Origin of the sequence: Weizmannia sp. WK01, assembly GCF_025905465.1 — a bacterium.
In the GTDB taxonomy this organism is placed as follows: Bacteria; Bacillota; Bacilli; order Bacillales; family Bacillaceae_C; genus Weizmannia; species Weizmannia faecalis.
In genome coordinates, this window is sequence record NZ_CP109616.1 from 2,489,913 (window position 1) to 2,514,835 (window position 24,923).

The window sequence follows — 24,923 nt, forward strand, 5'->3', positions numbered from 1 at the left end:
AATGTATGGAAGACAACCATTCCGCTTTAAAATTTGCGAAGGACCTGGGTTGCAAATAGGGATTGCTGAATAAGCAAAATTCCTAGATTTAGCAAGAATGCTGACAGCTTTGGCATTTATAAAAAATGCAGGGAAAAGCTTGCACCTGAAACGCGCCCTATGTGAAGGAAGGCCGTCAATTTTACGCACTTTCTTAACGTAGACGCTCTCTATGTGAAGAAAGAGACTCGTTTTTGCTTTCTTCCTTAACGTAGAAGCTCTCTATGTGAAGAAAGGCCTTCGTTTTTCCGTGCTTCCTTAACGTAGACGCTCTCTATGTGAAGGAAGCGCCTCGTTTTTCCACGCTTCCTTAACGTAGATACACTCTATGTGAAGAAAGGACGTCAATTTTCCTCGCTTTCTTAACCTAGACGCCCTCTATGCCCCGGCATCCGGCTGGTCTCCAGTACTGTCATCGTTTTTATCATAAGCTCTCTTCTCTTCCCCTAACCCGGCAAAATAAATTTTTAATTGATTAGGCGTTCACACAATCAGCGCCCGCGGCATAGGCTGTAAAAAAGCCCAATGAGGAGGTTGCATGATGAAAAAGTGGCTCAAATCCGGATGCACGCTTCTGCTTGCCGCATTGCTTGCATTCAGTTTAAGCGCGTGCGGCAGTATCGGTTCAAAGAAAAAAGCATTGCAGAAAGTACGGGTTGCCGAAGTGACACGCTCCGTCTTTTACACTCCGCTTTATGTCGCGCTTGAAAAAGGATATTTCAAAGAGGAAGGGCTTGATATTAAGCTGACCACCACATGGGGCGGGGATAAAACGATGACTGCCCTGCTTTCAGGGGGAACCGATATTGCGCTCGTTGGATCGGAAACGTCCATCTATGTATACAAACAAAAAGCGGCAGACCCGGTTATCAATTTCGCACAGCTGACGGCGACAGACGGAACATTTCTCGTCTCGCGCAAAAAAATCGACCATTTTTCGTGGGATATGCTGAAAGGCACCACTTTTCTCGGCCAAAGGAAAGGCGGAATGCCGCAAATGGTCGGCGAGTTTGTCCTGAAAAAGCACGGTATTGACCCGCACAAAGACACGAAGCTGATCCAAAACATCGATTTTGCCAATGTCGCTAATGCTTATGCATCCGGAACGGAGGATTTTGTCCAGCTGTTTGAACCGACCGCATCCACAATGGAAAAAGAAGGAAAGGGTTATATTGTGGCTTCTTTCGGCAAAGAGTCCGGCGAAGTGCCGTACACGACCTTCATGGCAAAACAAAGCTATTTGAAAGAGCATGAAAAAACAGCGGTGAAATTTGTCCGCGCCCTGCTAAAGGCCGGAAAATGGGTGCAAGAAACCGATGCGGAAACGGTCGCAAAAACGGTTCAGCCTTATTTTAAAGACACGAAAACTGATATGCTCGCCTCCTCCATTGAACGGTACCGCAGCCAGGGCTCGTTCAGTAGCGATATGATTTTAACCAAAAGCGGCTGGAACACGATCCAGGACATCATGAAAGAAGCCGGAGAACTCGACCATACTGTGCCGTACGACAAACTCGTCAACGCATCGATTGTGAAAAAGGCAAAATAACGGAAAGGGGGTGCGCCCCTCTTCAGGCGGGCAGCACAAATGCATTTTTTGACCGTACAAAACGTCAATCACACCTATTTTACGGCAAAACAGGCCACAAAGGCGCTTGAAAACATTTCGTTTCAAATGGAAGAAGGCGAGTTTGTCTCGCTTTTGGGCCCGAGCGGCTGCGGAAAAACAACGCTGCTTTCGATTCTTGCAGGGCTTCTGCAACCGACTGCGGGGATTGTGCAGATTGACGGCAAATTACCAGGTTCCCGGCAATCTTCCATCGGCTATATGCTGCAGCAGGACTATTTGTTTCCGTGGAAAACAATTGAAGAAAACATCATGATCGGGCTGAAATTGGAAAAACGGCTGAATCCGGAGTCAAGAAAACATGCTCTCGGGCTTTTACAAACGATTGGCCTTGCCGGCACCGAAAAGCAATACCCGCGCCAACTTTCGGGAGGAATGCGGCAGCGGGCGGCACTTGTGCGGACGCTCGCGGTCGATCCGAAAATCCTGCTGCTGGATGAACCGTTTTCCGCCCTTGATTTTCAGACGAAGTTAAAACTGGAGGACCTGGTATTTGACACACTGAAGCAATTCCATAAAACAGCGGTGCTTGTCACGCACGATATCGGCGAAGCGATTGCGATGAGCGACCGGATCCTGCTGTTGGCATCAAAACCCGGCAGGCTCTATAAAATTTTTGACGTGCCAACAGAGCTGCGCCGCCTCCGCCCGTTTGAAGCGCGAAGCCAAAAAATTTATTCCGAACTTTTTAATGACATATGGAAGGAGCTGGAGTCCCTTGAAAACAGCTGAAAATACGGCGCTCCGACATGAAGATTACCTCGCCGCAATGCGCAAAGAAAAACGCCGGGTTCGCTTTTTCCAGCTTTTCATTTTAATTGTCTTTTTCTGCCTATGGGAAGTGGCGAGCCGCCTGCATTGGATTGACCCGTTGATTTTCAGCTCCCCATCCAAAGTGTGGGCGTTATTGGTGGCAAAGTTGGAAGACGGCTCGCTTTACGTCCATTTGGGAATCACCGTTTTTGAAACCGTCATGGGCTTTATCCTCGGGACTGTGCTCGGCGCGGCACTTGCCGCCGTTCTTTGGTGGTCGCCGTTTTTATCGAAGATTCTTGACCCGTATCTCGTCGTCCTGAACGCCATGCCGAAAGTAGCGCTCGGGCCGATTTTAATTGTCAGCATGGGCCCGGGATTTTCTTCTATTGTTGCCATGGGTGTCATTATTTCCGTCATTGTGACGACGATTGTGATTTATACGGCGTTCCGGGATGTCGACCCAAATTACACGAAAGTGCTGCACTCGTTCGGCGCCTCCCGCTTGCAAGTGTTCCGGGAAGCCATTTTTCCGGCATCGATTCCTGTGATCATTTCCACGTTGAAAGTCAATGTCGGGCTTGCATGGGTTGGAGTCATTGTCGGCGAGTATCTCGTATCTTCAAAAGGGCTCGGCTACATGATCATCTATGGTTTCCAGGTGTTTAATTTTACGCTCGTCATGCTTTCGATGATCCTGATTGCCATTGTGGCAACCATTATGTACCAGCTTGTCGGGTGGCTGGAGAAAAAGCTGGTAAAAGACAGATAGGCCGGTAAGCTGTTCTGGTATAGCATCTTAGCGTAGACGCGCTCTATATGAAGGAAGCGGCCGTTTTTGCCGACGTATCTTAATGTAGACGCGCTCTATGTTAAGGAACTCCTTCTTTTTTGTTTGCTTCCTTAACGTAGACGCACCCTATGTTAAGATACGCCTTCTTTTTTCCATGCTTCCTTAATGTAGACGTGCTCTATGTTAAGGAACATCTTCTTTTTTTCACGCTTCCTTAACGTAGACGCATCCTATGTTAAGAAACATTTTCTTTTTTTCACGCTTCCTTAACGTAGACACGCCCTATGTAAAAAAACAATGTCTTTTTTGCTCGCTTCCTTAACATAGACGCGCCCTATGTGAAGGAACATCTTCTTTTTTTCACGCTTCCTTAACATAAACGTGCCCTATGTTAAGGAACATCTTCTTTTTTTCACGCTTCCTTAACATAGACGCGCCTTATGTGAAGATACGGATACCTTCACCGAGATTCACGCTATGTTAAAAAAGGCCCCAATCACCCCGAAATCTTAACGTTTGCGAGATTTCCGTTTAACCCGAGAAACTTCCTGCTGCTTTTTCTTATTATTCGACGTGTCTGAGCGCTGTTTCGACAACCCCGTCTTTCATGAGAAAACTGAATGACGAGGACTGCAATTTTTCAACAAGATCGCCTTCCACAAGCACAGGTCCATCCGTTTCCAAATAGTCGTGTTTGGTTTCAAGCCGGCCGATGTCCGCGTAAAAAACCGCCTTCACAAACGGCCCGCGCACCTGATCATCGACGCAGTATTCCCCGATATATTGAAGGTTTTCCGGAATGCCGCCCGTTTCTTCATACAGCTCGCGTTCAGCCGCTTCTCGGACCGTCTCGCCCGCTTCCCTTTTTCCGCCCGGAAATTCGAGCCCCCGCTTCGGATGCCTTGTCAAAAGCCAGTTTCCACGGTACCGGGCGAGCACAAGCACATGCTGCGGCTCTATAGGAAAAGCATTTTTTTCAAAAATAAATGTAACTGGATTGCCGTTCAAATCTGTAAACCGATACATCAAATCCCTCCTGTTCTTCATTATACGGCAACCGGGTGCAAAAATTGGCGAAATTTTTCTTGAAACCCGTTGCATTTTTCGAGGTACATCGCGTGAAAATAATCATAAAATGTTTAAAAGGGCCCCATTGCGGATAGTGAATAAGAAATGAATAAAGGAGGAGACGGCATGAGGCTAGTCGATGAATTGTTTGAGCTGTACCGGGACCGGCTGACGGGGGATGAAGAAGATTTGGACGCCATTTCTGCAGCGGTCGTCGAAAATTACAACCGGAAAGACCTGCTTGGGATTGTGCGCGAAATGAGCACGGCCGAACTGGAACATTTTATCGGATTATACATACTGGAGACACTGAAAGATAAATTTTCCGATTACGCAGGCTTTGATGCTTACCCGACAACAAAATATTTGCAGTAATAAAGGCTGTTCCGCTTTGGCGGGACAGCCTTTATAGCGGGGGCCGGCTCCATTTGACCTCCCACTTTTGCGTTACCGTCTTCCAAGAAAGGCGTTCAGCATCCAAATGTTTTTATCGAGCGTTTCCTGGATGTTGATAAACATGTCGGCGGTTGCGTCATCGCCAATCCTGTTGGCAAGCCCGATCGCTTCCTCCAATTCTTTCGCGATCATCGCAAAGTCATTGGCAGTCCCCTGTACCATTTCCTCCGTGCTCTCATTGCCGCTTGCTTCCTGTACCGATGACAATTCAAGGCTTCCTTTCAATGTCGCTACCGGATTGCCGTTTAAAGCGAGAAGACGTTCAGCCAGTTCATCGAGATAGTCATTTGCAAGATTGTACAATTCCTCAAATTTGGCGTGAAGGCTTAAAAAATTCGGTCCCTTCACATACCAATGGTAGTTGTGCAATTTTGTATAAAGCACTGTCCAGTTGGCAACCTGCTTATTTAAGATTTCCATCAATTGTTCGTTTTCTGCCATGTTTCATCAACCTCCTGCTTTGTTTGTACCCTTTTCCCGGGCCTTCAAACACCCAATCATATGTTGCACATCTTTTTTGAAAACATGCTAAAATAAACGAAGAAAGGGGCAGATCGATGCTGAAGTTCATTTTTATTAAATTGATCCGTTTTTATCAACTTGCGATTTCCCCACTGTTCCCGCCAAGCTGCCGGTTTCAGCCGACCTGCTCGAATTACGGGCTTGAAGCGGTAAAACGGTTCGGCGCACTTCGCGGCGGCTACCTGGCAATCAGAAGAATTTTAAAATGCCACCCATTCCACGCCGGCGGGTATGACCCCGTTCCGGACCAGTGGCCGGTGAAAAAACATTGAACACCATTCGGTTTCTTTTCCGCCGTACCGGTGAAAAAACAACCCCTCCCCCGTATACGTTTCCCATTTCCGGAAAACGCTACAGGTGGAGGTGTTTTTTATGGAAGAGAAAAAAGAGCAGCAAAAAAAGAGCGGCGATTTCGGCGCTGATCCCGACGAACAGGCCATAAACGGCGATTACGGTATGCTTGAAACCGAAGAAGAAGACAAAAAAGATTAAGGGGCAGCATTTGCTGTCCCTTAAAAATTTTTCTTGCCATATGAAGCGGAGTTTAGTAATATATTTTTTGTGAGTAAATCGTAATCATTACGAATTAAAAAAGAAAGGAATCGTCCGCTTTGAAAAAACTTTTTCCCGTACTGCTCGCTTTTACCATGCTATTTGTTACGGCATGTGCAAACAAACAGGAAAGCAAGCAGGATCATAAAATTTCGGTCTATACCACCGTCTATCCACTGGAATACGTTACACAGCAAATCGGCGGGAAGTATGTGTCGGTTAAAACGATTTATCCGCCAGGCACGGATGAACATACATACGAACCGTCACAGAAAGATATCCTGAAGCTCGCCGATTCCGACTTTTTCTTTTACATCGGGCTCGGGCTTGAAGGTTTTGCGAACAAGGCAAAACAAGTGCTTGAAGGCCAAAATGTGAAAATGATGGCGCTCGGGGACCGGCTTCCTGTTCCGGATAAAACAAGTGCGAAGGCCGATCCGCATGTCTGGCTCGACCCAATTTACGTCAAGCAAATGGCCGGCATGATTACAACACAACTTTCGAAAAAAATGCCGAAGCAAAAAACGTATTTCAAGAAAAATTATGACCAGCTGGCAAAGAAACTGGACCGGGTCAATGCGGCATACAAACAGGCAGTTGAAAAGTCAGACAACAAAGAACTTGTCGTTTCCCATGCGGCATACGGCTACTGGGTAAAACGATATGGCATCAAACAAATTCCGATTGCCGGGCTCTCCACTTCGGATGAACCGTCACAAAAACAGCTGGAAAACATCATCCAGAAAGTAAAACAAGACCATATTTCCTACATCGTATTTGAAAAAAATGTGCCTTCCAAAATTGCGGAAGTGGTTCAACAGGAAACGAATACAAAAGCGGTTTACATCCACCATCTCGGCGTCCGAACGAACGCAGAAATCAAAGCGCATAAAGATTACTTTACTTTGATGGACGACAATTTAAAAGCATTGGAAAAAGCTTTACAGTAATGGTTTGCCGCACGCTGCAAAAACTAGAAACGTACGACATGTTTTAAGGGAGGGTGTCCGGATGGCAAAAGATGTGTTATGCGAAGTCAGGAACTGTGTGTTCTGGGAGGAAGGCAATCTTTGTTCTGCCGAAGAAATTTACATCGTGAGCCATACAGGAACCCAGGCTGAAAACCAGCGGGAAACCGATTGTAAAACGTTTGAATCGATGTTTTCATGAAAATTGGCGTGAAGGGTCATTCCATTTATAAAACATTTGAATGAAAAAAAGCCTCGAGCGTCAGCCGTGTGGGCTAATTTCATTTGTGAAATCGAAACTCAAGTGACGTTTGAATCGATGTTTTCACGAAAAAACATCGATTGTCCAGGTGTGAAAACTAAAATCCATGTTTTATGAAAAAATCAAGCGTGATTTCACAAAAAACATCGTTTGTCCCGGCGTGAAGATCGATTTCATATGTAAAATCGAAACTCGAGCGGGATTTCACTTATAAGACATTTGATTCGATGTTTTCATGAAAAAACTGCCGTCTTGTGCGGCAGTTTTTTCATATCGTTTCGGTATATGTCCGGATTTTTTCCACATAGGCGCGGTCGATCTCAAACCCGGTTCCCGGTCTGTCCGGCAGGCGGATTTGTCCGTTTTCCACCGTGATTTCCGGCTCAATAATATCTTTTTCCCAGAACCGGCTGGATGAAGAAATATCGCCCGGAATCGTAAAGCCCGGCAAAGAGGCGAGTGCGAGGTTAAAGGCGCGCGATACGCCAAATTCAATCATGCCGCCGCACCAGACCGGAATGCCGCGGGATGCACAAAGGTCATGCAGCCGGATCGCCGGATAAAGCCCGCCGACCCGCCCGATTTTAATATTGAGCACCCGGAAGCTGCCGAGCCGGAGCGCGCTTTCCGCATCATGGTACGTTACGATGCTTTCATCCAGACAAACCGGCGTCTCCAGCTGCTTTTGCAAGGCCGCGTGCTCCACAATATCATCGGCGGCAAGTGGCTGCTCAATCATCAGGAGCCCGTACCGGTCGAGCCTTTTCAAACGCGGCGCATCCGCCAGCGTGTAAGCGGAGTTCGCATCTGCCATTAGTGCGAGATCAGGAAATGCATGCCGGATTTCGCGGATAAACGCTTCATCATGGCCGGGCTTGATTTTGACTTTCACCCTTTTATAGCCTTCATCAACAAATGCCGCGATTTGCCGGAGCGCTTCCGCTGTATCATGGCTGCCGACCGCAACGCCGGCATCCACATGGTCCCGCGCACCCCCGATTAACTGCCAAAGCGGCTTTTGCTTCTTTTTCGCATACAAATCCCATATAGCCGTTTCGATTGCTGCTTTTGCCATATGATTGCGCCGGACGGATTGGAACCGGCCGCTCACTTCTTTTGGGTGTGCAACCGGCTTTTCCCGAAGAAGCGGGACGAGTACATCTTTCAGCATGTGAAAGCATGTCTGCACCGTCTCTTCTGTATACCAGGGGGTTGAAAATGCAACAGCTTCCCCGAAACCGGTCACCCCGTCATTGTCTGTCACCTCAAGCAGGATCGCTTCCCGCTCCGTTACTTTTTCGAGCGCATTTTCAAATGGAGACTTAAGCGGCATTTTGATCACAGAAAGCGTTACTTTTTCAATCCCGATCATGACGGCAGCAGCTCCAGCAGTTTCCTGCGCACCAACTTATTCGATGCATTCCGCGGCAGCGCGGGAACGGCATACACTTTTTTCGGGATTTTAAATTTTGCGAGCCGCGTTTCGCAAAAAGCCTGCAGCTCCCTTTCCTGGACTGCCCTTTTTGTGACAATAAACGCAGCCGGCACCTGGCCCCATTTCTCATCCTCCACGCCGATAACCCCGGCTTCAAGAATATCCGGATGGGCAAGGAGCACCTCTTCAATTTCAGCGGGATAAATATTTTCGCCGCCGGAGATGATCAGATCGGAGCGCCGGTCCAGTACGTATAAAAAGCCTTCATCATCCAGATAACCGATATCGCCGGTGAAAAACCAGCCGTCCCGGAAACTTTTCTGGTTTGCATCCGGGCGGTTCAGATAACCGATTGTCACGTTCGGCCCTTTTACAGCAATTTCTCCGTGCTCAAACGGACCGCACACTTTGCCATCGGAAACGATCCGGATTTGCGCCGGGAATAACGGTTTCCCCGCTGACCCGATTTTTCGCAGGCTGTCTTCCGGCGCAAGTGTCACGGTTTGTGAAGCCGTTTCGGTCATGCCGTATGACTGGAAAACCGGAATATTCTTTTCGGCACACGCTTCAAGCAGCGGGCGCGGCGCCGGCCCCCCGCCAAGCAGGAGGCAGCGGAAGTTCGGATGAAGGCGCTCTTGTCCGAGTTCACGAAGCAAACGCTGCAGCATGTTGGTCACAACCGACATCGTTGTAATGCGGCCGGACTTCAGCAGTTTGGCCGTCTCTTTTTCATCGAATTTTTCCATTAAATAAACCGTCATACCATAAAAAACAGAGCGCATCAGGATCGAAAAACCGCTGATATGAAAAAGCGGCACTGCGCACAGCCACGTATCGTCCTCCCGCACGCCGAGATTGAGTGCAGAACCGGCGGCGCTCCACCAGTGGTTGCCGTATGTTTGCAGGACGCCTTTTGGTTTGCCGGTTGTGCCGGATGTGTACATGATCGAGCAGACATCCTCGAATGCAAACTCCGCACGTTCTTCGTATCCTGCAGCCGGCAAATCGTCAAGCGCTTCGCTTTGGATCACTGTTGCTGTTTCGTTTAACACTTCTGCTTTTTCCCGGAACGATTTTTCCGTAATCAGCCATTTCGCCCCGCTGTCGGTGAGCTGGTACTGCATTTCCGCCGGCGTTAAACGGTGGTTAAGAAAAAGGGTGCGGACACGGAGCTGCTGCAGCGCATGGAGAATGATCACCGTTTCCGCGCGGCTGTTTAAAAGGACCGCTGCCGTATCTTCCGCCTGCAAGCCGCAGCTGGACAGCTTCCGCGCCGTTTCTTTCGCCTTTTCGTACAGCCCGGCAAACGTCAGGCTTGTACCTTGACTGATGAGCGCAATCCGGTTCGGCGTTAAATACGCACGCTGTTTTAAAAAATTGGGTAGCATAACATCACCTGATAAAAATCTATTTTGAACATGCCACTTTTGCTTTTTCAACAGGACAGGTTATCCCTGTCCAATGCAAAATCGTCTTTTAAAAGCGCCTTAAAGGACATTACGGGCTTCTTTACTTGCGGAATTGTCCTTTTGAACCTCTTTAAAGGACAATTTGTGCTTTGTCATTAGTCAAAACGTCTTTTTGAACCACGCTAAGGAACATCTCAGCCACTTGCAGAATTGCCTTTTTGAATCATGGACCACATAGCAAAAATTTCCCCGTGAAAAAATTCAGGCTGCCTCAGTTGAGACAGCCCATTTTCCAATCACGGGAAACGCGGGAATTGGCCGAAGTCCGGTTTGCGTTTTTCCTTGAATGCATCGCGGCCTTCTTTTGCTTCGTCCGTTGTGTAATACAAAAGGGTTGCATCGCCCGCAAATTGCTGGAGGCCGGCAAGCCCGTCCGTATCAGCATTAAACGCGGCTTTCAGGAAACGGATCGCCATTGGGCTTTTCTCAAGGATTTCCTCCGCCCATTTGATCGTTTCTTCTTCCAATTTTTCGTACGGCACGACTGCGTTGACAAGCCCCATTTCTAACGCTTCCTGCGCATTGTACTGGCGACACAGATACCAGATTTCACGCGCTTTTTTATGACCGACGATCCTTGCAAGATAACCTGCGCCATAACCACCGTCGAAGCTGCCAACTTTAGGACCGGTCTGGCCGAAAATGGCATTGTCGGCCGCAATCGTCAAATCACAAACCACATGCAGCACATGCCCGCCGCCGATCGCATAGCCTGCTACCATGGCGATGACCGGTTTCGGGATCACACGGATCAAATGCTGCAGATCAAGCACGTTCAGGCGCGGAATATTGTCGCTGCCAACATAACCGCCATTGCCGCGCACTTTTTGATCGCCGCCGGAACAAAATGCCTTTTCCCCCATACCGGTTAAAATAATGACTCCGATGTTGGCGTCATCGCGCGCCCGGGAAAACGCATCATACATCTCGGTTACCGTTTCCGGCCGGAAAGCATTGCGCACATGGGGACGGTTAATCGTAATCTTGGCAATGCCATTATAGGATTCGTATAAAATATCTTCATACTCATGCTCAGTCTTCCATTCAACTGCCATGATGATTCCTCCTTTTTATGTACATTTTATGACAATTTATCAACAATTTTTTAAAAATCCCTTTATCATTGTACCAAACTTTTTCGGATCTTCCACATGAATTGCATGGCCGGCATGCGAAAAAATGATTTTTTTGGCATGCGGGAGCTGCTCCTCCATCTCTCCGGCAATCCGGCAAAACTTGGCATCCCATTCGCCAGCTGCAAGTAAGACGGGGAAATGAAGTTCAGAAAGTCTTCCCCACCATGATGGCTGCGCGCCTGTCCCCATGCCGCGGAGGCTGTTCGCCAAACCAGCCGGGTCATTTTCGAGGCGCTGTTTGCGAATTTTTTCTCTTACTTCAGCCGGCAGCTGTTTTTGTGATGCAAACAGCGGTAGATTTTCCCAATGGCTGACAAATGCTTCCATGCATCCGGTCAAAATCCGTTCCGCCAGCTGTTCATCCCGTTCTCGCCGCGCCAGCCGTTCCGCTTCCGTTTTCAAACCGGGAGACGCGCTTTCCAGTACAAGTTTGTCCACCATTTGCGGGTACTGGACGGCAAACGTAAGCGCCAGCCTCCCGCCCATCGAATAGCCGAGAACAGACGCCCGCCGGATGCCAAGCGCCAGAAGCACCGCACGCAAATCAGCGGCGGCTTTTGTAATGTCATAGCGGCCGGGATCATCTGGTTTTTCGGTTTTGCCGTGGCCGATGATATCCACCACAATGCAGCGGAATTCGTCCCGAAGTATGGAAACCGTATCATTCCAGGTATTACCATTTCCTGTAAAACCGTGAAGCAACAGCAACGGTTCCCCGTCACCCGCCGTTTCTACATGATATTCCAATCCGTTAATTCTCATTGTTGCTCACCTTGAAAATAACGTTCCATTTCCCGGGAAACTTGTGACCAGATTTTCCGGTGGGTTTCGACATTTTTCGCCCGGTTTGTCCGCACTTCAATCACCTGTAGCCCGCCTTTATATTCGGAAAGCGCCGCCCGGAATTGATCCCAGTTTTGCGGCTGGATGTAGCTCCCGCCATACATTTTAACCGCATATTCAAACGCGAGGTCCGTCGGCGTGCCGAACAGCTGCTCAAATTTTTCCGGTTCATCCGCCTGGGGCAGGAAAGAAAAAATGCCCCCACCATTATTATTGATCAAAATCACACAAAGATTGAGCTTATGCATTTTCGTCATCAGCAGGCCGTTTAAATCATGGAAAAAGGACAAGTCGCCGATCAGCAAAAAGGCTTTGCCGCATCCCGCGCTCACGCCGGTTGCACTGGACACAACGCCGTCAATGCCGTTCGCGCCCCGGTTTGCCAGAATGCGGATCTTTTTATCTGTTGCCTGAAAAAATGTATCGACATCCCGGATCGGCATGCTGTTGCCGACAAAAAGGGTGCTGCCGTCCGGCAAAGCAGCAGCAAGTTCGGTTACCGTTTTTCCTTCATCAAAGGTTTTTTCCACCTCCAGCGAAGCCGTAACAATCTGCCGCGCCTGTTGATTCAATTTTTCCCACATGGTGAACCATTCCGAAACCGGGTTCATTACAATTATATTTGACAATTTTTTACAGAAATCAATTTCATCCGAATAAACAACCGTTGTCCCCCGCTTCACGGGATCGCGCCAGCCGTTTCCGCCGTCAACGATATAATGGGCAGCTGTTTTTACTTTTTTTAGCAATAGGGTCAGCGGTTTGGAAACGGGCATGGCACCGAAGCGAATCACAACATTCGGTGCAAGGCGGCCGGCCCATTTCGGATCTTTTAGTAAGGAATCATAATTTTCAATGATCCTTTCTTTCCCGTGCCGGCCGCTTCGCAGTTGTGACAGTGGATCGGCCAGCACCGGGTAACCCGTTTTTTCGCTGAGCGCCACAACCGCCTCCGCAAAGCCGGGAATATCAATCGGCCCGCAAATGATCAGGCCGCGGTCCTTTTCCCGGATCTCTTTTGCCACAATTTCAACCGTTTCTTCTGAAAGTCGCAGGGTGCCGGAAAAATTTTCAATGGCCGGCACCGGTACTTCGCCGGCAAAAGGAGACGGCTTAAGAACCGGAACAAGCGGCTCGCGCAACGGAAAATTAAGATGCACGGGACCCGCTGGCTGCTGAAGCGCCGTCACAACTGCCCTGGCCGCCGTCTGCCGAACAAATTGAAGCACTTCTTCTTCTGCTTCCGGAAGCGGCATCTCCTCAAACCATTTGACATGGGTGCCGTACAGCCGGATCTGGTCAATGGCCTGCGGGGCACCGACATTGCGCAGTTCATGCGGCCGGTCTGCCGTCAGCACAATAAGCGGCACGCGTGAAATATTGGCTTCCGCAACCGCCGGATAATAGTTGGCGGCAGCTGTGCCAGACGTACATAAAAGCACAACCGGTTTGCGTTTTTCTTTTGCAAGCCCGAGCGCAAAAAAAGCGGCTGACCGTTCATCAATATCCATGTAAATTTGAAAATCCGGATGTTCCGCTAACAACATCGCAATCGGCGTCGACCTTGACCCGGGGCTTACCACCGCATAGCGGATCCCCATCGCGGACAACTGCCGGATAAAAGCTGCCAAATAAGTTGTCATGATCTCCTGGTGTTCCACTCTATTTGCCTCCTAAAGCGCGCAGCATCGGGGTAAATTTGACGCTTGTTTCTTTATATTCTTCTTCAGGTTCCGATTCCTTGACGACACCGCATCCGGCATAAAGGGATGCACGATCCTCCTTTAACAGCCCGGAGCGGATGCCGACGCAAAATTCGCCGCTTCCCCTGTAATCCACCCAGCCGATCGGCGCGCCGTATAAACCGCGGTCCATTTTTTCAAGAAGCCGGATTGCTTCCATGGCCGGCTGCCGCGGAATACCGCCAAGTGCTGGCGTCGGATGGAGCGCTTTGACCAATTGAAAAAGGGTGGTGTCCTTGTCCTTCACTGTCCCGGTAACCGGGGTGTAAAGATGCTGGATATCGCGCATCCGCATCAACACAGGCTCATCCGGCACATTCAGCCCATTGCAAAAAGGTTCAAGCACCTGCCGAATCATGGATACGACAAAACCATGCTCGCTTAAATTTTTCTGATCCGAAAGCAGCGCTTTTCCAAGTTCCAAATCCTCCGCCTCATTGCGGCCGCGTTTGATCGAACCGGCAAGACACGTCGATAAAATATGCCGGCCCGTTTTTTTCACCAGCCTTTCCGGCGAAGCCCCGATAAAACTTTCACTGCCTTCTTCCAGCACAAATAAATAGCTGTCATGCTGCTGGACGGAAAGCGCTGCAAGCACCGCATCCGGGCTCACCACACCGTCAAAAGCAAGTTCCAGTTTTCTTGCCAGGACAACTTTGTCCATTCTCCCTTCCCGGATAAACTCCACGGCTGTTGCGACACTTTTTTTCCATTCGTCCGAACCGATTTCCTTTACAGCTTTTAAAAGCGGAAGTGCAGGGAAAGCTGTACTGCCGTTTAAAAGGCTTCGTACGGTTTCCTCCGCTTCCTGCACGCTCTCTGTTCCGCCGCATCCATTTACCGTGAGAAAGACGGCATCTTTTTTAAAAGTGAAAAGAATTTGCGGCACGCGGAAAATGCCTTGACCAAATGTTTTCCATTTCTGCTTTGCAACCGTCCCGTCAAACGCAAAACCGCCGAAAAGCACAGGCCCTGTTCCCGTTTCACCGGTTCCCGAATAAACTTCGCCCGCCCCCTTCAAATTTCGCCATTCGTCTTCCATTTGGGCAAAACCGTCAGAGGCTGTGACCGTACATGACCATACGCAGCCAAAACCGACAAATACGGTTTCGCGATCGGCATCCTGCCAGAAAAACCGGCTGCCGTAAAAATGCGCGGCACCCGCTGTAAAAAGGCGGAGCGGATCCGGTGCAGTGCGGCATTTTATGACTTTGCTTACCAGTTTTAATGCCGGCGCCGTTTTTTCTTTCATTAATATATCCTCATTAGCCAAAAGATCTCCTCCAAACCTCTCTTACTTTTTGCCGGGCCATCTATCACAGTTTTCATATGAAAACTTAACATTTTTATGAACATACCTCATCTATTATATAAAATTTGCCGGTTAAATTCAGCAAAACGGCTTAAAATAAGATTGCCAACCAAATACATTGACACATGGGCCTGATTTCCCTAAACTTTAAATGTACTAATTTCGCCATATTTATATAAGAATAGCATAAAAGGAGAGTAAGAAGATGAATGCGCAATCTTCTCCAGCAATCGGCCCTGACAAAGGCTGGCGGATCTGGTGGCAATTAACACGGCCCCATACTTTAACGGCCGGTTTTGTGCCTGTCATTCTCGGGACAGTACTGGCTTTGGGCATTGCCCGCATCAATCTGCTGCTGTTTGCTGCAATGCTGGTTGCAACCCTGTTAATTCAGGCAGCAACCAATATGTTTAATGAATATTACGATTACAAACGCGGCCTTGATACCGAGCATTCCGTCGGGATCGGCGGGGCAATTGTCAGAAACGGCATCAAACCGAAAACGGTGCTCCACCTCGCCTTTGCTTTTTTCGGTGCAGCCATGCTGATCGGCGTTTACATTTGCTCGCAAAGTTCCTGGTGGATTGCTGTAATCGGCACTGTCTGCATGCTTGTTGCTTATCTTTACACTGCAGGGCCTTTTCCAATTTCATCAACGCCGCTTGGCGAACTGATTTCCGGCTTTTTTATGGGTGTAATTATTATATTAATATCGTTTTTTATCCAGACAAAAACGATCACATGGCCGATTGTATTTATTTCGATTCCGATTATGATTTTAATCGGTGCCATTATGCTGTCGAATAATATCCGCGATCTGGACGGCGATAAAGCAAATGGCAGAAAAACGATCGCCATTCTGCTCGGCCGGAAAGGAGCCATCCTGCTTCTGGCCGCAATGTTTGCCCTTTCCTATCTCTGGATGGCCGGGCTCGTTTTGTTCGGTGTTGTAACCCCGTGGGTATTGCTCGTTTTCGTCAGCACACCGAAACCGGTCCGGGCCATTAAAGGCTTTATTGGAAAAAGTGAACCGTTGCAAATGCTGCCTGCCATGAAAGCAACCGCACAGACAAACACCATTTTCGGGGTGCTTTTATCCATCAGCTTTTTGATCGATCATTTTATTTAAAAACAAACGGCGGAGTGTAACACTCCGCCGTTTGTTTTTGCGTTTTTTCTATCATACTTTACCGGACCCGTAGCCTGGGTGAAGTCCTGAAGAGGTTTGCAGAAGTGAAAAAACGCGCAAAAAAAGCTGCTCCGGCAGTTTCCGGAACAGCTTCGTGACCAGTATGACCCGTACGGGATTCGAACCCGTGTTACCGCCGTGAAAGGGCGGTGTCTTAACCGCTTGACCAACGGGCCAAAAATGGCGGAGAAGGAGGGATTTGAACCCTCGCGCCGCTAATCGCGACCTACACCCTTAGCAGGGGCGCCTCTTCAGCCACTTGAGTACTTCTCCATATGGCTCCGCAGGTAGGATTCGAACCTACGACCGATCGGTTAACAGCCGATTGCTCTACCACTGAGCTACTGCGGAATATATGGGCCTAAATGGACTTGAACCATCGACCTCACGCTTATCAGGCGTGCGCTCTAACCAGCTGAGCTATAGGCCCAAAGTGGAGCGGGTGATGGGAATCGAACCCACGACAACAGCTTGGAAGGCTGTGGTTTTACCACTAAACTACACCCGCAGCAAAGGGCGGATGATGGGAATCGAACCCATGAATGCCGGAGCCACAATCCGGTGCGTTAACCACTTCGCCACAACCGCCATATATTTTTCATTGAAACCAATGGTGACTCGGGACGGAATCGAACCGCCGACACAAGGATTTTCAGTCCTTTGCTCTACCGACTGAGCTACCGAGCCAAAACAAGCGGTCCCGACGGGAATCGAACCCGCGATCTCCTGCGTGACAGGCAGGCGTGATAACCGCTACACCACGGGACCAATTGCGGGGGCAGGATTTGAACCTGCGACCTTCGGGTTATGAGCCCGACGAGCTACCAGACTGCTCCACCCCGCGATGATAAAATAATGAAATGGCGGAGGAAGAGGGATTCGAACCCCCGCGCGGTGTAACCCGCCTGTCGGTTTTCAAGACCGATCCCTTCAGCCAGACTTGGGTATTCCTCCGTATGAAAAAATAAAAAATGGTGGACCTTGTAGGACTCGAACCTACGACCGGACGGTTATGAGCCGTCTGCTCTAACCAGCTGAGCTAAAGGTCCGATATATACAAAATATAGCGGCGGAGGGGATCGAACCCCCGACCTCACGGGTATGAACCGTACGCTCTAGCCAGCTGAGCTACGCCGCCGTTATTTGACTCTGTTTGGTGGATTGGTGGAGCCTAGCGGGATCGAACCGCTGACCTCCTGCGTGCAAAGCAGGCGCTCTCCCAGCTGAGCTAAGGCCCCGTTATGATCTTCATGGTCGGGAAGACAGGATTTGAACCTGCGACCCCATGGTCCCTAACCATGTGCTCTGCCAAGCTGAGCTACTTCCCGAAACAGGAATAAGCGCGCCCAAGAGGAGTCGAACCCCTAACCTTTTGATCCGTAGTCAAACGCTCTATCCAATTGAGCTATGGGCGCATTTGTCATGGTACTGATGCCGAGGACCGGAGTCGAACCGGTACGGTAGTCACCTACCGCAGGATTTTAAGTCCTGTGCGTCTGCCAATTCCGCCACCCCGGCGGGATAAAATGGAGCGGAAGACGGGATTCGAACCCGCGACCCCCACCTTGGCAAGGTGATGTTCTACCACTGAACTACTTCCGCATATCATGTAAACAGTGCGGGTGAAGGGAGTCGAACCCCCACGCCTTACGGCGCCAGATCCTAAGTCTGGTGCGTCTGCCAATTCCGCCACACCCGCGATAAATGGTGAGCCATGCAGGATTCGAACCTGCGACCCTCTGATTAAAAGTCAGATGCTCTACCAACTGAGCTAATGGCTCATATCCGATAATGACATTACTTGTCACAAAGAGAATTATACTATATTGGGTTAAATATGTACATATCTATTTTTAGGATTCCCGGGAAGTATGATGCCGGTCACAAGCCAGTATCCCCAACCTTCCGATGGAAGCCGGTTGCACCTGAATCGGAACGGCATAAAAATGGAGGATGACGGGATCGAACCGCCGACCCTCTGCTTGTAAGGCAGACGCTCTCCCAGCTGAGCTAATCCTCCGTATTATGGCCCGGCAACGTCCTACTCTCGCAGGGGGAGACCCCCAACTACCATCGGCGCTGGAAAGCTTAACTTCCGAGTTCGGGATGTGTTCGGGTGTGACCTTTCCGCCATTATCACCGGACCTGTATAATTTTGGGATGTGTTCCCTGAAAACCGGATGGGAGAAGAAACTGTAAACGGAGAATGCGTTTTTAACTTTGAAAATGATCTAGCGCCAGTGCCTTTAGTAAGGCACCTCCGCTTTTCTGTTGTCCAGCTCCAGCGCCTATCGGCTAGCGTATTTCTACGCTTTCTCCCTACGATAAGCAGGCATCGGCTCGATACCTCGCCGTGTTTCCTTTATTTCAGTCGAAAGCTCCGAAATCCGTACACCGATGAGCAAGGCGCTTCCGCTTTTCGTGGTTAAGTCCTCGATCGATTAGTATCCGTCAGCTCCACGCGTCGCCGCGCTTCCACCCCGGACCTATCAACCTGATCATCTTTCAGGGATCTTACCAGTATAAACTGTGGGAAATCTCATCTTGAGGGGGGCTTCATGCTTAGATGCTTTCAGCACTTATCCCTTCCGCACATAGCTACCCAGCGATGCCTTTGGCAAGACAACTGGTACACCAGCGGTGCGTCCATCCCGGTCCTCTCGTACTAAGGACAGCTCCTCTCAAATTTCCTGCGCCCGCGACGGATAGGGACCGAACTGTCTCACGACGTTCTGAACCCAGCTCGCGTACCGCTTTAATGGGCGAACAGCCCAACCCTTGGGACCGACTACAGCCCCAGGATGCGATGAGCCGACATCGAGGTGCCAAACCTCCCCGTCGATGTGGACTCTTGGGGGAGATCAGCCTGTTATCCCCAGGGTAGCTTTTATCCGTTGAGCGATGGCCCTTCCATGCGGAACCACCGGATCACTAAGCCCGACTTTCGTCCCTGCTCGACTTGTAAGTCTCGCAGTCAAGCTCCCTTATGCCTTTACACTCTGCGAATGATTTCCAACCATTCTGAGGGAACCTTTGGGCGCCTCCGTTACCTTTTAGGAGGCGACCGCCCCAGTCAAACTGCCTGCCTGACACTGTCTCCCACCCCGGTAAGGGGTGCGGGTTAGAATTTCAATACAGCCAGGGTAGTATCCCACCGATGCCTCCGCCGAAGCTGGCGCTCCGGTTTCCAAGGCTCCTACCTATCCTGTACAAGCTGTACCAAAATTCAATATCAGGCTGCAGTAAAGCTCCATGGGGTCTTTCCGTCCTGTCGCGGGTAACCTGCATCTTCACAGGTACTATAATTTCACCGAGTCTCTCGTTGAGACAGTGCCCAGATCGTTACACCTTTCGTGCGGGTCAGAACTTACCTGACAAGGAATTTCGCTACCTTAGGACCGTTATAGTTACGGCCGCCGTTTACTGGGGCTTCAGTTCAGAGCTTCGCCTTACGGCTAACCCCTCTCCTTAACCTTCCAGCACCGGGCAGGTGTCAGCCCCTATACTTCGCCTTGCGGCTTCGCAGAGACCTGTGTTTTTGCTAAACAGTCGCCTGGGCCTATTCACTGCGGCTTCCCGGGGCATACACCCCAAAAAGCACCCCTTCTCCCGAAGTTACGGGGTCATTTTGCCGAGTTCCTTAACGAGAGTTCTCTCGCTCACCTTAGGATTCTCTCCTCGCCTACCTGTGTCGGTTTGCGGTACGGGCGCCTTTCACCTCACTAGAGGCTTTTCTTGGCAGTGTGGAATCAGGAACTTCGGTACTAAAATTTCCCTCGCCATCACAGCTCCGCCTTGGCGCGAAGGATTTGCCTCCGCACCGGCCTAACTGCTTGGACGCGATCAACCAGTGTCGCGCTTGCCCTATCCTCCTGCGTCCCCCCATCGTTCAAACGGTGAAGAGGCGGTACAGGAATATCAACCTGTTGTCCATCGCCTACGCCTTTCGGCCTCGGCTTAGGCCCCGACTAACCCTGAGCGGACGAGCCTTCCTCAGGAAACCTTAGGCATTCGGTGGAAGGGATTCTCACCCTTCTTTCGCTACTCATACCGGCATTCTCACTTCTAAGCGCTCCACCGGTCCTTCCGGTCCGGCTTCAACGCCCTTAGAACGCTCTCCTACCACGGACACCAAATGGTGTCCATCCGCAGCTTCGGTGATACGTTTAGCCCCGGTACATTTTCGGCGCAGCGTCACTCGACCAGTGAGCTATTACGCACTCTTTGAATGATGGCTGCTTCTAAGCCAACATCCTGGTTGTCTAAGCAACGCCACATCCTTTTCCACTTAACGTATACTTTGGGACCTTAGCTGGCGGTCTGGGCTGTTTCCCTTTCGACCATGGATCTTATCACTCACAGTCTGACTCCCAAGCATAAGTTTTTGGCATTCGGAGTTTGTCTGAATTCGGTAACCCGATGAGGGCCCCTCGTCCAAACAGTGCTCTACCTCCAAAACTCTTCGCTTGAGGCTAGCCCTAAAGCTATTTCGGAGAGAACCAGCTATCTCCAAGTTCGATTGGAATTTCTCCGCTACCCACACCTCATCCCCGCACTTTTCAACGTGCGTGGGTTCGGGCCTCCAGCAAGTGTTACCTTGCCTTCACCCTGGACATGGGTAGATCACCTGGTTTCGGGTCTGCGGCCTCATACTCTTTCGCCCTGTTCAGACTCGCTTTCGCTGCGGCTCCGCTTCTTCAGCTTAACCTTGCATGAGACCGTAACTCGCCGGTTCATTCTACAAAAGGCACGCCATCACCCGTTAACGGGCTCTGACTACTTGTAGGCACACGGTTTCAGGATCTCTTTCACTCCCCTCCCGGGGTGCTTTTCACCTTTCCCTCACGGTACTGGTTCACTATCGGTCACTAGGGAGTATTTAGCCTTGGGAGATGGTCCTCCCGGATTCCGGCGGGATTCCTCGTGTCCCGCCGTACTCAGGATCCACTCGGGAGAGAACGAAGTGTCAGTTACAGGGCTTTTACCTTCTCCGGCAGGCCTTTCCAGGCCGCTTCACTTACCCCGTTCTTTTGTAACTCCCATATGAGTGTCCTACAACCCCGGAAGGCAAGCCTTCCGGTTTGGGCTGTTTCCTGTTCGCTCGCCGCTACTTGGGAAATCGCAATTGCTTTCTCTTCCTCCGGGTACTGAGATGTTTCAGTTCCCCGGGTGTGCCCTTCCTGCCCTATGGATTCAGGCAGGAATCCTGTCCGATTAAAGACAGGGGGTTTCCCCATTCGGAAATCTCCGGATCAAAGCTTACGTACAGCTCCCCGGAGCATATCGGTGTTTGTACCGTCCTTCATCGGCTCCTAGTGCCAAGGCATCCACCGTGCGCCCTTTCTAACTTAACCATAAAAAGGTTTAAATCCAAAAATAAGCGATTCTCGGTTTACTTGGTTTGTTTCTCCTATCCGGTTTTCAAAGAACACATGTTGAAGTATTGAACCTTCAAAACTGAACAAAACGGAAACGTCAAACTTAATTGTGGAAAACGAAGTTTTCCTTAATTTCCTTAGAAAGGAGGTGATCCAGCCGCACCTTCCGATACGGCTACCTTGTTACGACTTCACCCCAATCATCTGTCCCACCTTCGGCGGCTGGCTCCGTAAAGGTTACCTCACCGACTTCGGGTGTTACAAACTCTCGTGGTGTGACGGGCGGTGTGTACAAGGCCCGGGAACGTATTCACCGCGGCATGCTGATCCGCGATTACTAGCGATTCCGGCTTCATGCAGGCGGGTTGCAGCCTGCAATCCGAACTGGGAATGGTTTTCTGGGATTGGCTTAACCTCGCGGTCTCGCAGCCCTTTGTACCATCCATTGTAGCACGTGTGTAGCCCAGGTCATAAGGGGCATGATGATTTGACGTCATCCCCACCTTCCTCCGGTTTGTCACCGGCAGTCACCTTAGAGTGCCCAACTGAATGCTGGCAACTAAGGTCAAGGGTTGCGCTCGTTGCGGGACTTAACCCAACATCTCACGACACGAGCTGACGACAACCATGCACCACCTGTCACTCTGTCCCCCGAAGGGGAAGGCCCTGTCTCCAGGGAGGTCAGAGGATGTCAAGACCTGGTAAGGTTCTTCGCGTTGCTTCGAATTAAACCACATGCTCCACCGCTTGTGCGGGCCCCGTCAATTCCTTTGAGTTTCAGCCTTGCGGCCGTACTCCCCAGGCGGAGTGCTTAATGCGTTAGCTGCAGCACTAAAGGGCGGAAACCCTCTAACACTTAGCACTCATCGTTTACGGCGTGGACTACCAGGGTATCTAATCCTGTTTGCTCCCCACGCTTTCGCGCCTCAGCGTCAGTTACAGACCAGAGAGCCGCCTTCGCCACTGGTGTTCCTCCACATCTCTACGCATTTCACCGCTACACGTGGAATTCCACTCTCCTCTTCTGCACTCAAGCCTCCCAGTTTCCAATGACCGCTTGCGGTTGAGCCGCAAGATTTCACATCAGACTTAAGAAGCCGCCTGCGCGCGCTTTACGCCCAATAATTCCGGACAACGCTTGCCACCTACGTATTACCGCGGCTGCTGGCACGTAGTTAGCCGTGGCTTTCTGGCCGGGTACCGTCAAGGCGCCGCCCTGTTCGAACGGCACTTGTTCTTCCCCGGCAACAGAGTTTTACGACCCGAAGGCCTTCTTCACTCACGCGGCGTTGCTCCGTCAGACTTTCGTCCATTGCGGAAGATTCCCTACTGCTGCCTCCCGTAGGAGTTTGGGCCGTGTCTCAGTCCCAATGTGGCCGATCACCCTCTCAGGTCGGCTACGCATCGTGGCCTTGGTGAGCCGTTACCCCACCAACTAGCTAATGCGCCGCGGGCCCATCTGTAAGTGACAGCAAAAGCCGTCTTTCCTTTTTCCTCCATGCGGAGGAAAAAACTATCCGGTATTAGCCCCGGTTTCCCGGCGTTATCCCGATCTTACAGGCAGGTTGCCCACGTGTTACTCACCCGTCCGCCGCTAACTTTTTAGAAGCAAGCTTTTAAAAAGTCCGCACGACTTGCATGTATTAGGCACGCCGCCAGCGTTCGTCCTGAGCCAGGATCAAACTCTCAGTAAAGATGTTTGATAAAAGCTCAAAAAGAATTTGACGTTTCGTTTTGTCCAGTTTTCAAGGAACAATCTGTGTCGCATCTTTATGACTGTGACTTTTCTATTATATCAAATGCCGGATAGCTTGTCAACGTTATGTTGCTTGCTCGCTATCGGACGAGTATTAATATATCATGTCGTGAGCATTTGTGCAATAGTTTTTTTGAAATTCGTTGGCAAGACGGCCAGGAGGAGAAAACAGATCCAGTTGCGGGCGGAATACGGGTAAAAAGCTTCTCCGGCAAAAAGCACATAGAAAAACAGTACAACCGTTGACGCGAGGTAGACGATAAATGTATATGGAACCACATCCGCCCTTTTCCGCACGTACTGGCCGATCATCATATAAGCTGTAACAAAAAGGCAGGAGATGAGCGCCAGAACATCGCCGTAGAGTGCTTTTCCGCTGATAAAAAAATCGCCCCAGCTGATCAGGATGCTCCCGAAAATGGAAAATGCAGCACAAACAATCGCCTTAAGAGAGAGCGGTTCCCGAAAAATAAAATAGCTGCCGGCAAATGCAAAAACCGGTTGCAATGTTACAAGGACAGTCGAGCTGGCAACCGATGTCAAGTTCAGCGATTCAAACCATAAAATAAAATGGAAAGCGAGCAATGCCCCGGAACTGATGGAAAAGAGCAAATCTTTTTTCAGCATGCGCATTTTCGCTTTCTTTCTGGCTGCCAGAAAGATTGGCAGCATGATGATGGTGGTAAAGAATAACCGGTAAAAAGCAATCACACCGGCATCCGCCGTGCTGTATTTTACCAAAATGGCGGAGGATGTGACAGCAAGTACGCCCGCGATTAAAGCAATATAAGGATTCAAATTGCGAATTCTCCTTTTTTTGATTATTTACTTTTATTTTATAGCGCAGAAGCAGCATTGAACAGTATTTTTTACAAGGGGGGAAGCCGGATGGTTTTTGGGGATTTGGAAATTTTATATAAACTGGGAATTACAGCCGTGCTGGGGCTGATTATCGGGCTGGAAAGAGAATTAAAACGGAAACCGCTTGGACTGAAAACCAGCCTTGTCATCTCAATTATCAGTTGCCTCCTTACCATTGTTTCCATCCAGTCTGCCTATCTTTTCAACCATGCCCATAGTGTGCAGATTACAATGGACCCGCTCCGGCTTGCCGCACAAATCGTTTCCGGGATCGGTTTTCTCGGGGCAGGGGTGATTTTAAAAAAAGACAATGACACCATTACAGGCCTGACCACCGCCGCCATGATTTGGGGAGCGAGCGGCATCGGGATTGCTGTCGGGGCCGGTTTTTATATGGAGGCGATTGCCGGCGTCGTGCTCATTATCATCAGCGTGGAAATCATCCCTTATTTAATGGGCAAAGCAGCGCAAACAAAGTTGCGCAATAAAGACCTGATTATAAAAGTGATCGTCCGCAACAGGGATGCCATACCATGCGTCCTCGATGCGATTGAGAAGCAGCAAATTACAATTGAAAATATCCGGATCAAAGATTTAAAAGATCAAACCCATTTAGTCGATTTAAAGGCGCGGGCGAGCTACAAACATACAACGGTGGATGTATACCGCCATATTTCCGGCATGGATGAAGTTGCGGCTGCAGAAGTAGAGAGCTGAATTGAGCTTTTTACTGGGCAAAAACCGCTTGCTTTTCCCGGCCAG

Annotated in this window: 18 protein-coding genes, 20 tRNA genes, 3 rRNA genes and 1 pseudogene; 10 read left to right on the top strand and 32 right to left on the bottom strand. The window is 49.9% G+C overall.

What is annotated here, in order from left to right; all coding sequences use genetic code 11:
• Positions 1-580 precede the first annotated feature (580 nt).
• Genes OF158_RS11895 through OF158_RS11905 form a run of 3 tightly spaced genes read left to right on the top strand, consistent with a single transcriptional unit; the run spans position 581 to position 3,191 of the window.
• Complete coding sequence (locus OF158_RS11895; protein ID WP_035183976.1) at positions 581-1,588, top strand: ABC transporter substrate-binding protein; 1,008 nt, start codon at positions 581-583, stop codon at positions 1,586-1,588.
• Positions 1,589-1,627: 39 nt separating this feature from the next.
• Positions 1,628-2,398: an ABC transporter ATP-binding protein gene (locus tag OF158_RS11900; protein ID WP_014097647.1), complete on the top strand. Its 771-nt coding sequence runs from the start codon at positions 1,628-1,630 to the stop codon at positions 2,396-2,398.
• The gene (locus tag OF158_RS11905) at positions 2,385-3,191 is read left to right on the top strand and encodes an ABC transporter permease (RefSeq protein WP_017551856.1); all 807 of its coding nucleotides are present in this window, start codon (positions 2,385-2,387) and stop codon (positions 3,189-3,191) included. Before OF158_RS11900 ends, OF158_RS11905 begins: the two co-directional genes overlap by 14 nt.
• A gap of 585 nt (positions 3,192-3,776) precedes the next feature.
• Here OF158_RS11905 and ytkD read toward each other — a convergent pair.
• Entirely contained in the window at positions 3,777-4,238 is a 462-nt protein-coding gene (gene ytkD / locus OF158_RS11910; protein WP_017551857.1) for an RNA deprotection pyrophosphohydrolase, read from the bottom strand.
• Positions 4,239-4,406: 168 nt separating this feature from the next.
• On the opposite strand from ytkD, the gene OF158_RS11915 reads away from it, so the two are divergent.
• Positions 4,407-4,655, top strand: a complete 249-nt coding sequence (locus tag OF158_RS11915; protein WP_013860030.1) for a DUF6154 family protein — start codon at positions 4,407-4,409, stop codon at positions 4,653-4,655.
• Positions 4,656-4,727: 72 nt separating this feature from the next.
• Here OF158_RS11915 and OF158_RS11920 read toward each other — a convergent pair whose 3' ends face one another.
• Positions 4,728-5,177 carry a Dps family protein gene (locus tag OF158_RS11920; protein WP_014097644.1) on the bottom strand — a complete coding sequence of 150 codons (450 nt, stop codon included), beginning with the start codon at positions 5,175-5,177 and terminating at the stop codon, positions 4,728-4,730.
• 116 nt (positions 5,178-5,293) lie between these two features.
• Between OF158_RS11920 and yidD the strand changes: the two genes are divergently transcribed.
• From yidD to OF158_RS11940, 4 genes are all read left to right on the top strand, one after another.
• Positions 5,294-5,530 carry a membrane protein insertion efficiency factor YidD gene (gene yidD / locus OF158_RS11925; protein ID WP_013860032.1) on the top strand — a complete coding sequence of 79 codons (237 nt, stop codon included), beginning with the start codon at positions 5,294-5,296 and terminating at the stop codon, positions 5,528-5,530.
• Between the two features lie 100 nt (positions 5,531-5,630).
• Positions 5,631-5,750, top strand: a complete 120-nt coding sequence (locus OF158_RS11930) for a DUF4021 domain-containing protein (RefSeq protein ID WP_014097643.1) — start codon at positions 5,631-5,633, stop codon at positions 5,748-5,750.
• Positions 5,751-5,869: 119 nt separating this feature from the next.
• Positions 5,870-6,760, top strand: coding sequence for a metal ABC transporter solute-binding protein, Zn/Mn family (locus OF158_RS11935; RefSeq protein ID WP_035183982.1), 891 nt, complete (start codon positions 5,870-5,872; stop codon positions 6,758-6,760).
• Between the two features lie 61 nt (positions 6,761-6,821).
• Positions 6,822-6,980, top strand: a complete 159-nt coding sequence (locus OF158_RS11940; RefSeq protein ID WP_014097641.1) for a DUF1540 domain-containing protein — start codon at positions 6,822-6,824, stop codon at positions 6,978-6,980.
• A gap of 328 nt (positions 6,981-7,308) precedes the next feature.
• On the opposite strand, the gene menC is transcribed toward OF158_RS11940, so the two are convergent.
• The 6 genes from menC to OF158_RS11970 all read right to left on the bottom strand — a co-directional run bounded on the left by menC (position 7,309) and on the right by OF158_RS11970 (position 14,938).
• A complete protein-coding gene (gene menC / locus OF158_RS11945; protein WP_035183985.1) occupies positions 7,309-8,412 on the bottom strand; it encodes an o-succinylbenzoate synthase in 1,104 nt (367 codons plus the stop codon).
• Positions 8,409-9,863, bottom strand: coding sequence for an o-succinylbenzoate--CoA ligase (locus OF158_RS11950; RefSeq protein WP_035183989.1), 1,455 nt, complete (start codon positions 9,861-9,863; stop codon positions 8,409-8,411). Before OF158_RS11950 ends, menC begins: the two co-directional genes overlap by 4 nt.
• A gap of 317 nt (positions 9,864-10,180) precedes the next feature.
• Complete coding sequence (menB, locus tag OF158_RS11955) at positions 10,181-10,999, bottom strand: 1,4-dihydroxy-2-naphthoyl-CoA synthase (RefSeq protein ID WP_026684902.1); 819 nt, start codon at positions 10,997-10,999, stop codon at positions 10,181-10,183.
• A 39-nt stretch (positions 11,000-11,038) separates the two neighbouring features.
• On the bottom strand, positions 11,039-11,842 hold the full coding sequence (menH, locus tag OF158_RS11960) for a 2-succinyl-6-hydroxy-2,4-cyclohexadiene-1-carboxylate synthase (RefSeq protein ID WP_035183992.1): 804 nt from the start codon (positions 11,840-11,842) through the stop codon (positions 11,039-11,041).
• Positions 11,839-13,584: a 2-succinyl-5-enolpyruvyl-6-hydroxy-3-cyclohexene-1-carboxylic-acid synthase gene (menD, locus tag OF158_RS11965; protein ID WP_035183995.1), complete on the bottom strand. Its 1,746-nt coding sequence runs from the start codon at positions 13,582-13,584 to the stop codon at positions 11,839-11,841. Before menD ends, menH begins: the two co-directional genes overlap by 4 nt.
• A gap of 1 nt (position 13,585) precedes the next feature.
• Positions 13,586-14,938 carry an isochorismate synthase gene (locus tag OF158_RS11970; RefSeq protein ID WP_226979843.1) on the bottom strand — a complete coding sequence of 451 codons (1,353 nt, stop codon included), beginning with the start codon at positions 14,936-14,938 and terminating at the stop codon, positions 13,586-13,588.
• 244 nt (positions 14,939-15,182) lie between these two features.
• Here OF158_RS11970 and OF158_RS11975 point away from each other — a divergent pair, with 244 nt between their 5' ends.
• Complete coding sequence (locus OF158_RS11975; RefSeq protein ID WP_035183998.1) at positions 15,183-16,106, top strand: 1,4-dihydroxy-2-naphthoate polyprenyltransferase; 924 nt, start codon at positions 15,183-15,185, stop codon at positions 16,104-16,106.
• A 164-nt stretch (positions 16,107-16,270) separates the two neighbouring features.
• Here OF158_RS11975 and OF158_RS11980 read toward each other — a convergent pair.
• The 24 genes and pseudogenes from OF158_RS11980 to OF158_RS12095 all read right to left on the bottom strand — a co-directional run.
• Positions 16,271-16,342: transfer RNA gene (locus OF158_RS11980), tRNA-Glu, on the bottom strand.
• 5 nt (positions 16,343-16,347) lie between these two features.
• A tRNA-Ser gene (locus tag OF158_RS11985) sits at positions 16,348-16,439 on the bottom strand.
• Positions 16,440-16,442: 3 nt separating this feature from the next.
• Positions 16,443-16,517, bottom strand: a tRNA-Asn gene (locus OF158_RS11990).
• 5 nt (positions 16,518-16,522) lie between these two features.
• Positions 16,523-16,596: transfer RNA gene (locus tag OF158_RS11995), tRNA-Ile, on the bottom strand.
• 4 nt (positions 16,597-16,600) lie between these two features.
• Positions 16,601-16,674, bottom strand: a tRNA-Gly gene (locus OF158_RS12000).
• Between the two features lie 7 nt (positions 16,675-16,681).
• Positions 16,682-16,754, bottom strand: a tRNA-His gene (locus tag OF158_RS12005).
• Between the two features lie 23 nt (positions 16,755-16,777).
• Positions 16,778-16,853: transfer RNA gene (locus tag OF158_RS12010), tRNA-Phe, on the bottom strand.
• Between the two features lie 8 nt (positions 16,854-16,861).
• Positions 16,862-16,934, bottom strand: a tRNA-Asp gene (locus OF158_RS12015).
• A 2-nt stretch (positions 16,935-16,936) separates the two neighbouring features.
• Positions 16,937-17,010 (bottom strand) — tRNA-Met (locus OF158_RS12020).
• A 17-nt stretch (positions 17,011-17,027) separates the two neighbouring features.
• Positions 17,028-17,120: transfer RNA gene (locus OF158_RS12025), tRNA-Ser, on the bottom strand.
• Between the two features lie 18 nt (positions 17,121-17,138).
• Positions 17,139-17,215 (bottom strand) — tRNA-Ile (locus tag OF158_RS12030).
• 15 nt (positions 17,216-17,230) lie between these two features.
• Positions 17,231-17,304: transfer RNA gene (locus tag OF158_RS12035), tRNA-Met, on the bottom strand.
• A 24-nt stretch (positions 17,305-17,328) separates the two neighbouring features.
• A tRNA-Ala gene (locus OF158_RS12040) sits at positions 17,329-17,404 on the bottom strand.
• Positions 17,405-17,417: 13 nt separating this feature from the next.
• Positions 17,418-17,494: transfer RNA gene (locus tag OF158_RS12045), tRNA-Pro, on the bottom strand.
• 13 nt (positions 17,495-17,507) lie between these two features.
• A tRNA-Arg gene (locus OF158_RS12050) sits at positions 17,508-17,581 on the bottom strand.
• Positions 17,582-17,598: 17 nt separating this feature from the next.
• Positions 17,599-17,684: transfer RNA gene (locus OF158_RS12055), tRNA-Leu, on the bottom strand.
• A 9-nt stretch (positions 17,685-17,693) separates the two neighbouring features.
• Positions 17,694-17,768: transfer RNA gene (locus OF158_RS12060), tRNA-Gly, on the bottom strand.
• A 15-nt stretch (positions 17,769-17,783) separates the two neighbouring features.
• Positions 17,784-17,865, bottom strand: a tRNA-Leu gene (locus OF158_RS12065).
• Positions 17,866-17,871: 6 nt separating this feature from the next.
• Positions 17,872-17,947: transfer RNA gene (locus OF158_RS12070), tRNA-Lys, on the bottom strand.
• Positions 17,948-18,113: 166 nt separating this feature from the next.
• Positions 18,114-18,186 (bottom strand) — tRNA-Val (locus OF158_RS12075).
• Positions 18,187-18,194: 8 nt separating this feature from the next.
• Positions 18,195-18,310: ribosomal RNA gene (rrf, locus tag OF158_RS12080) — 5S ribosomal RNA — on the bottom strand.
• A 277-nt stretch (positions 18,311-18,587) separates the two neighbouring features.
• A 23S ribosomal RNA gene (locus OF158_RS12085) occupies positions 18,588-21,520 on the bottom strand.
• Between the two features lie 165 nt (positions 21,521-21,685).
• Positions 21,686-23,238: ribosomal RNA gene (locus OF158_RS12090) — 16S ribosomal RNA — on the bottom strand.
• Together the 16S, 23S and 5S rRNA genes with 20 tRNA genes alongside form the textbook arrangement of a ribosomal RNA operon.
• A 203-nt stretch (positions 23,239-23,441) precedes the next feature.
• Positions 23,442-24,098: pseudogene (locus OF158_RS12095) on the bottom strand (DMT family transporter); the annotation flags it as partial.
• A gap of 90 nt (positions 24,099-24,188) precedes the next feature.
• On the opposite strand from OF158_RS12095, the gene OF158_RS12100 reads away from it, so the two are divergent.
• A complete protein-coding gene (locus tag OF158_RS12100; protein ID WP_029142729.1) occupies positions 24,189-24,878 on the top strand; it encodes an MgtC/SapB family protein in 690 nt (229 codons plus the stop codon).
• The last annotated feature ends 45 nt before the right edge of the window (positions 24,879-24,923 follow it).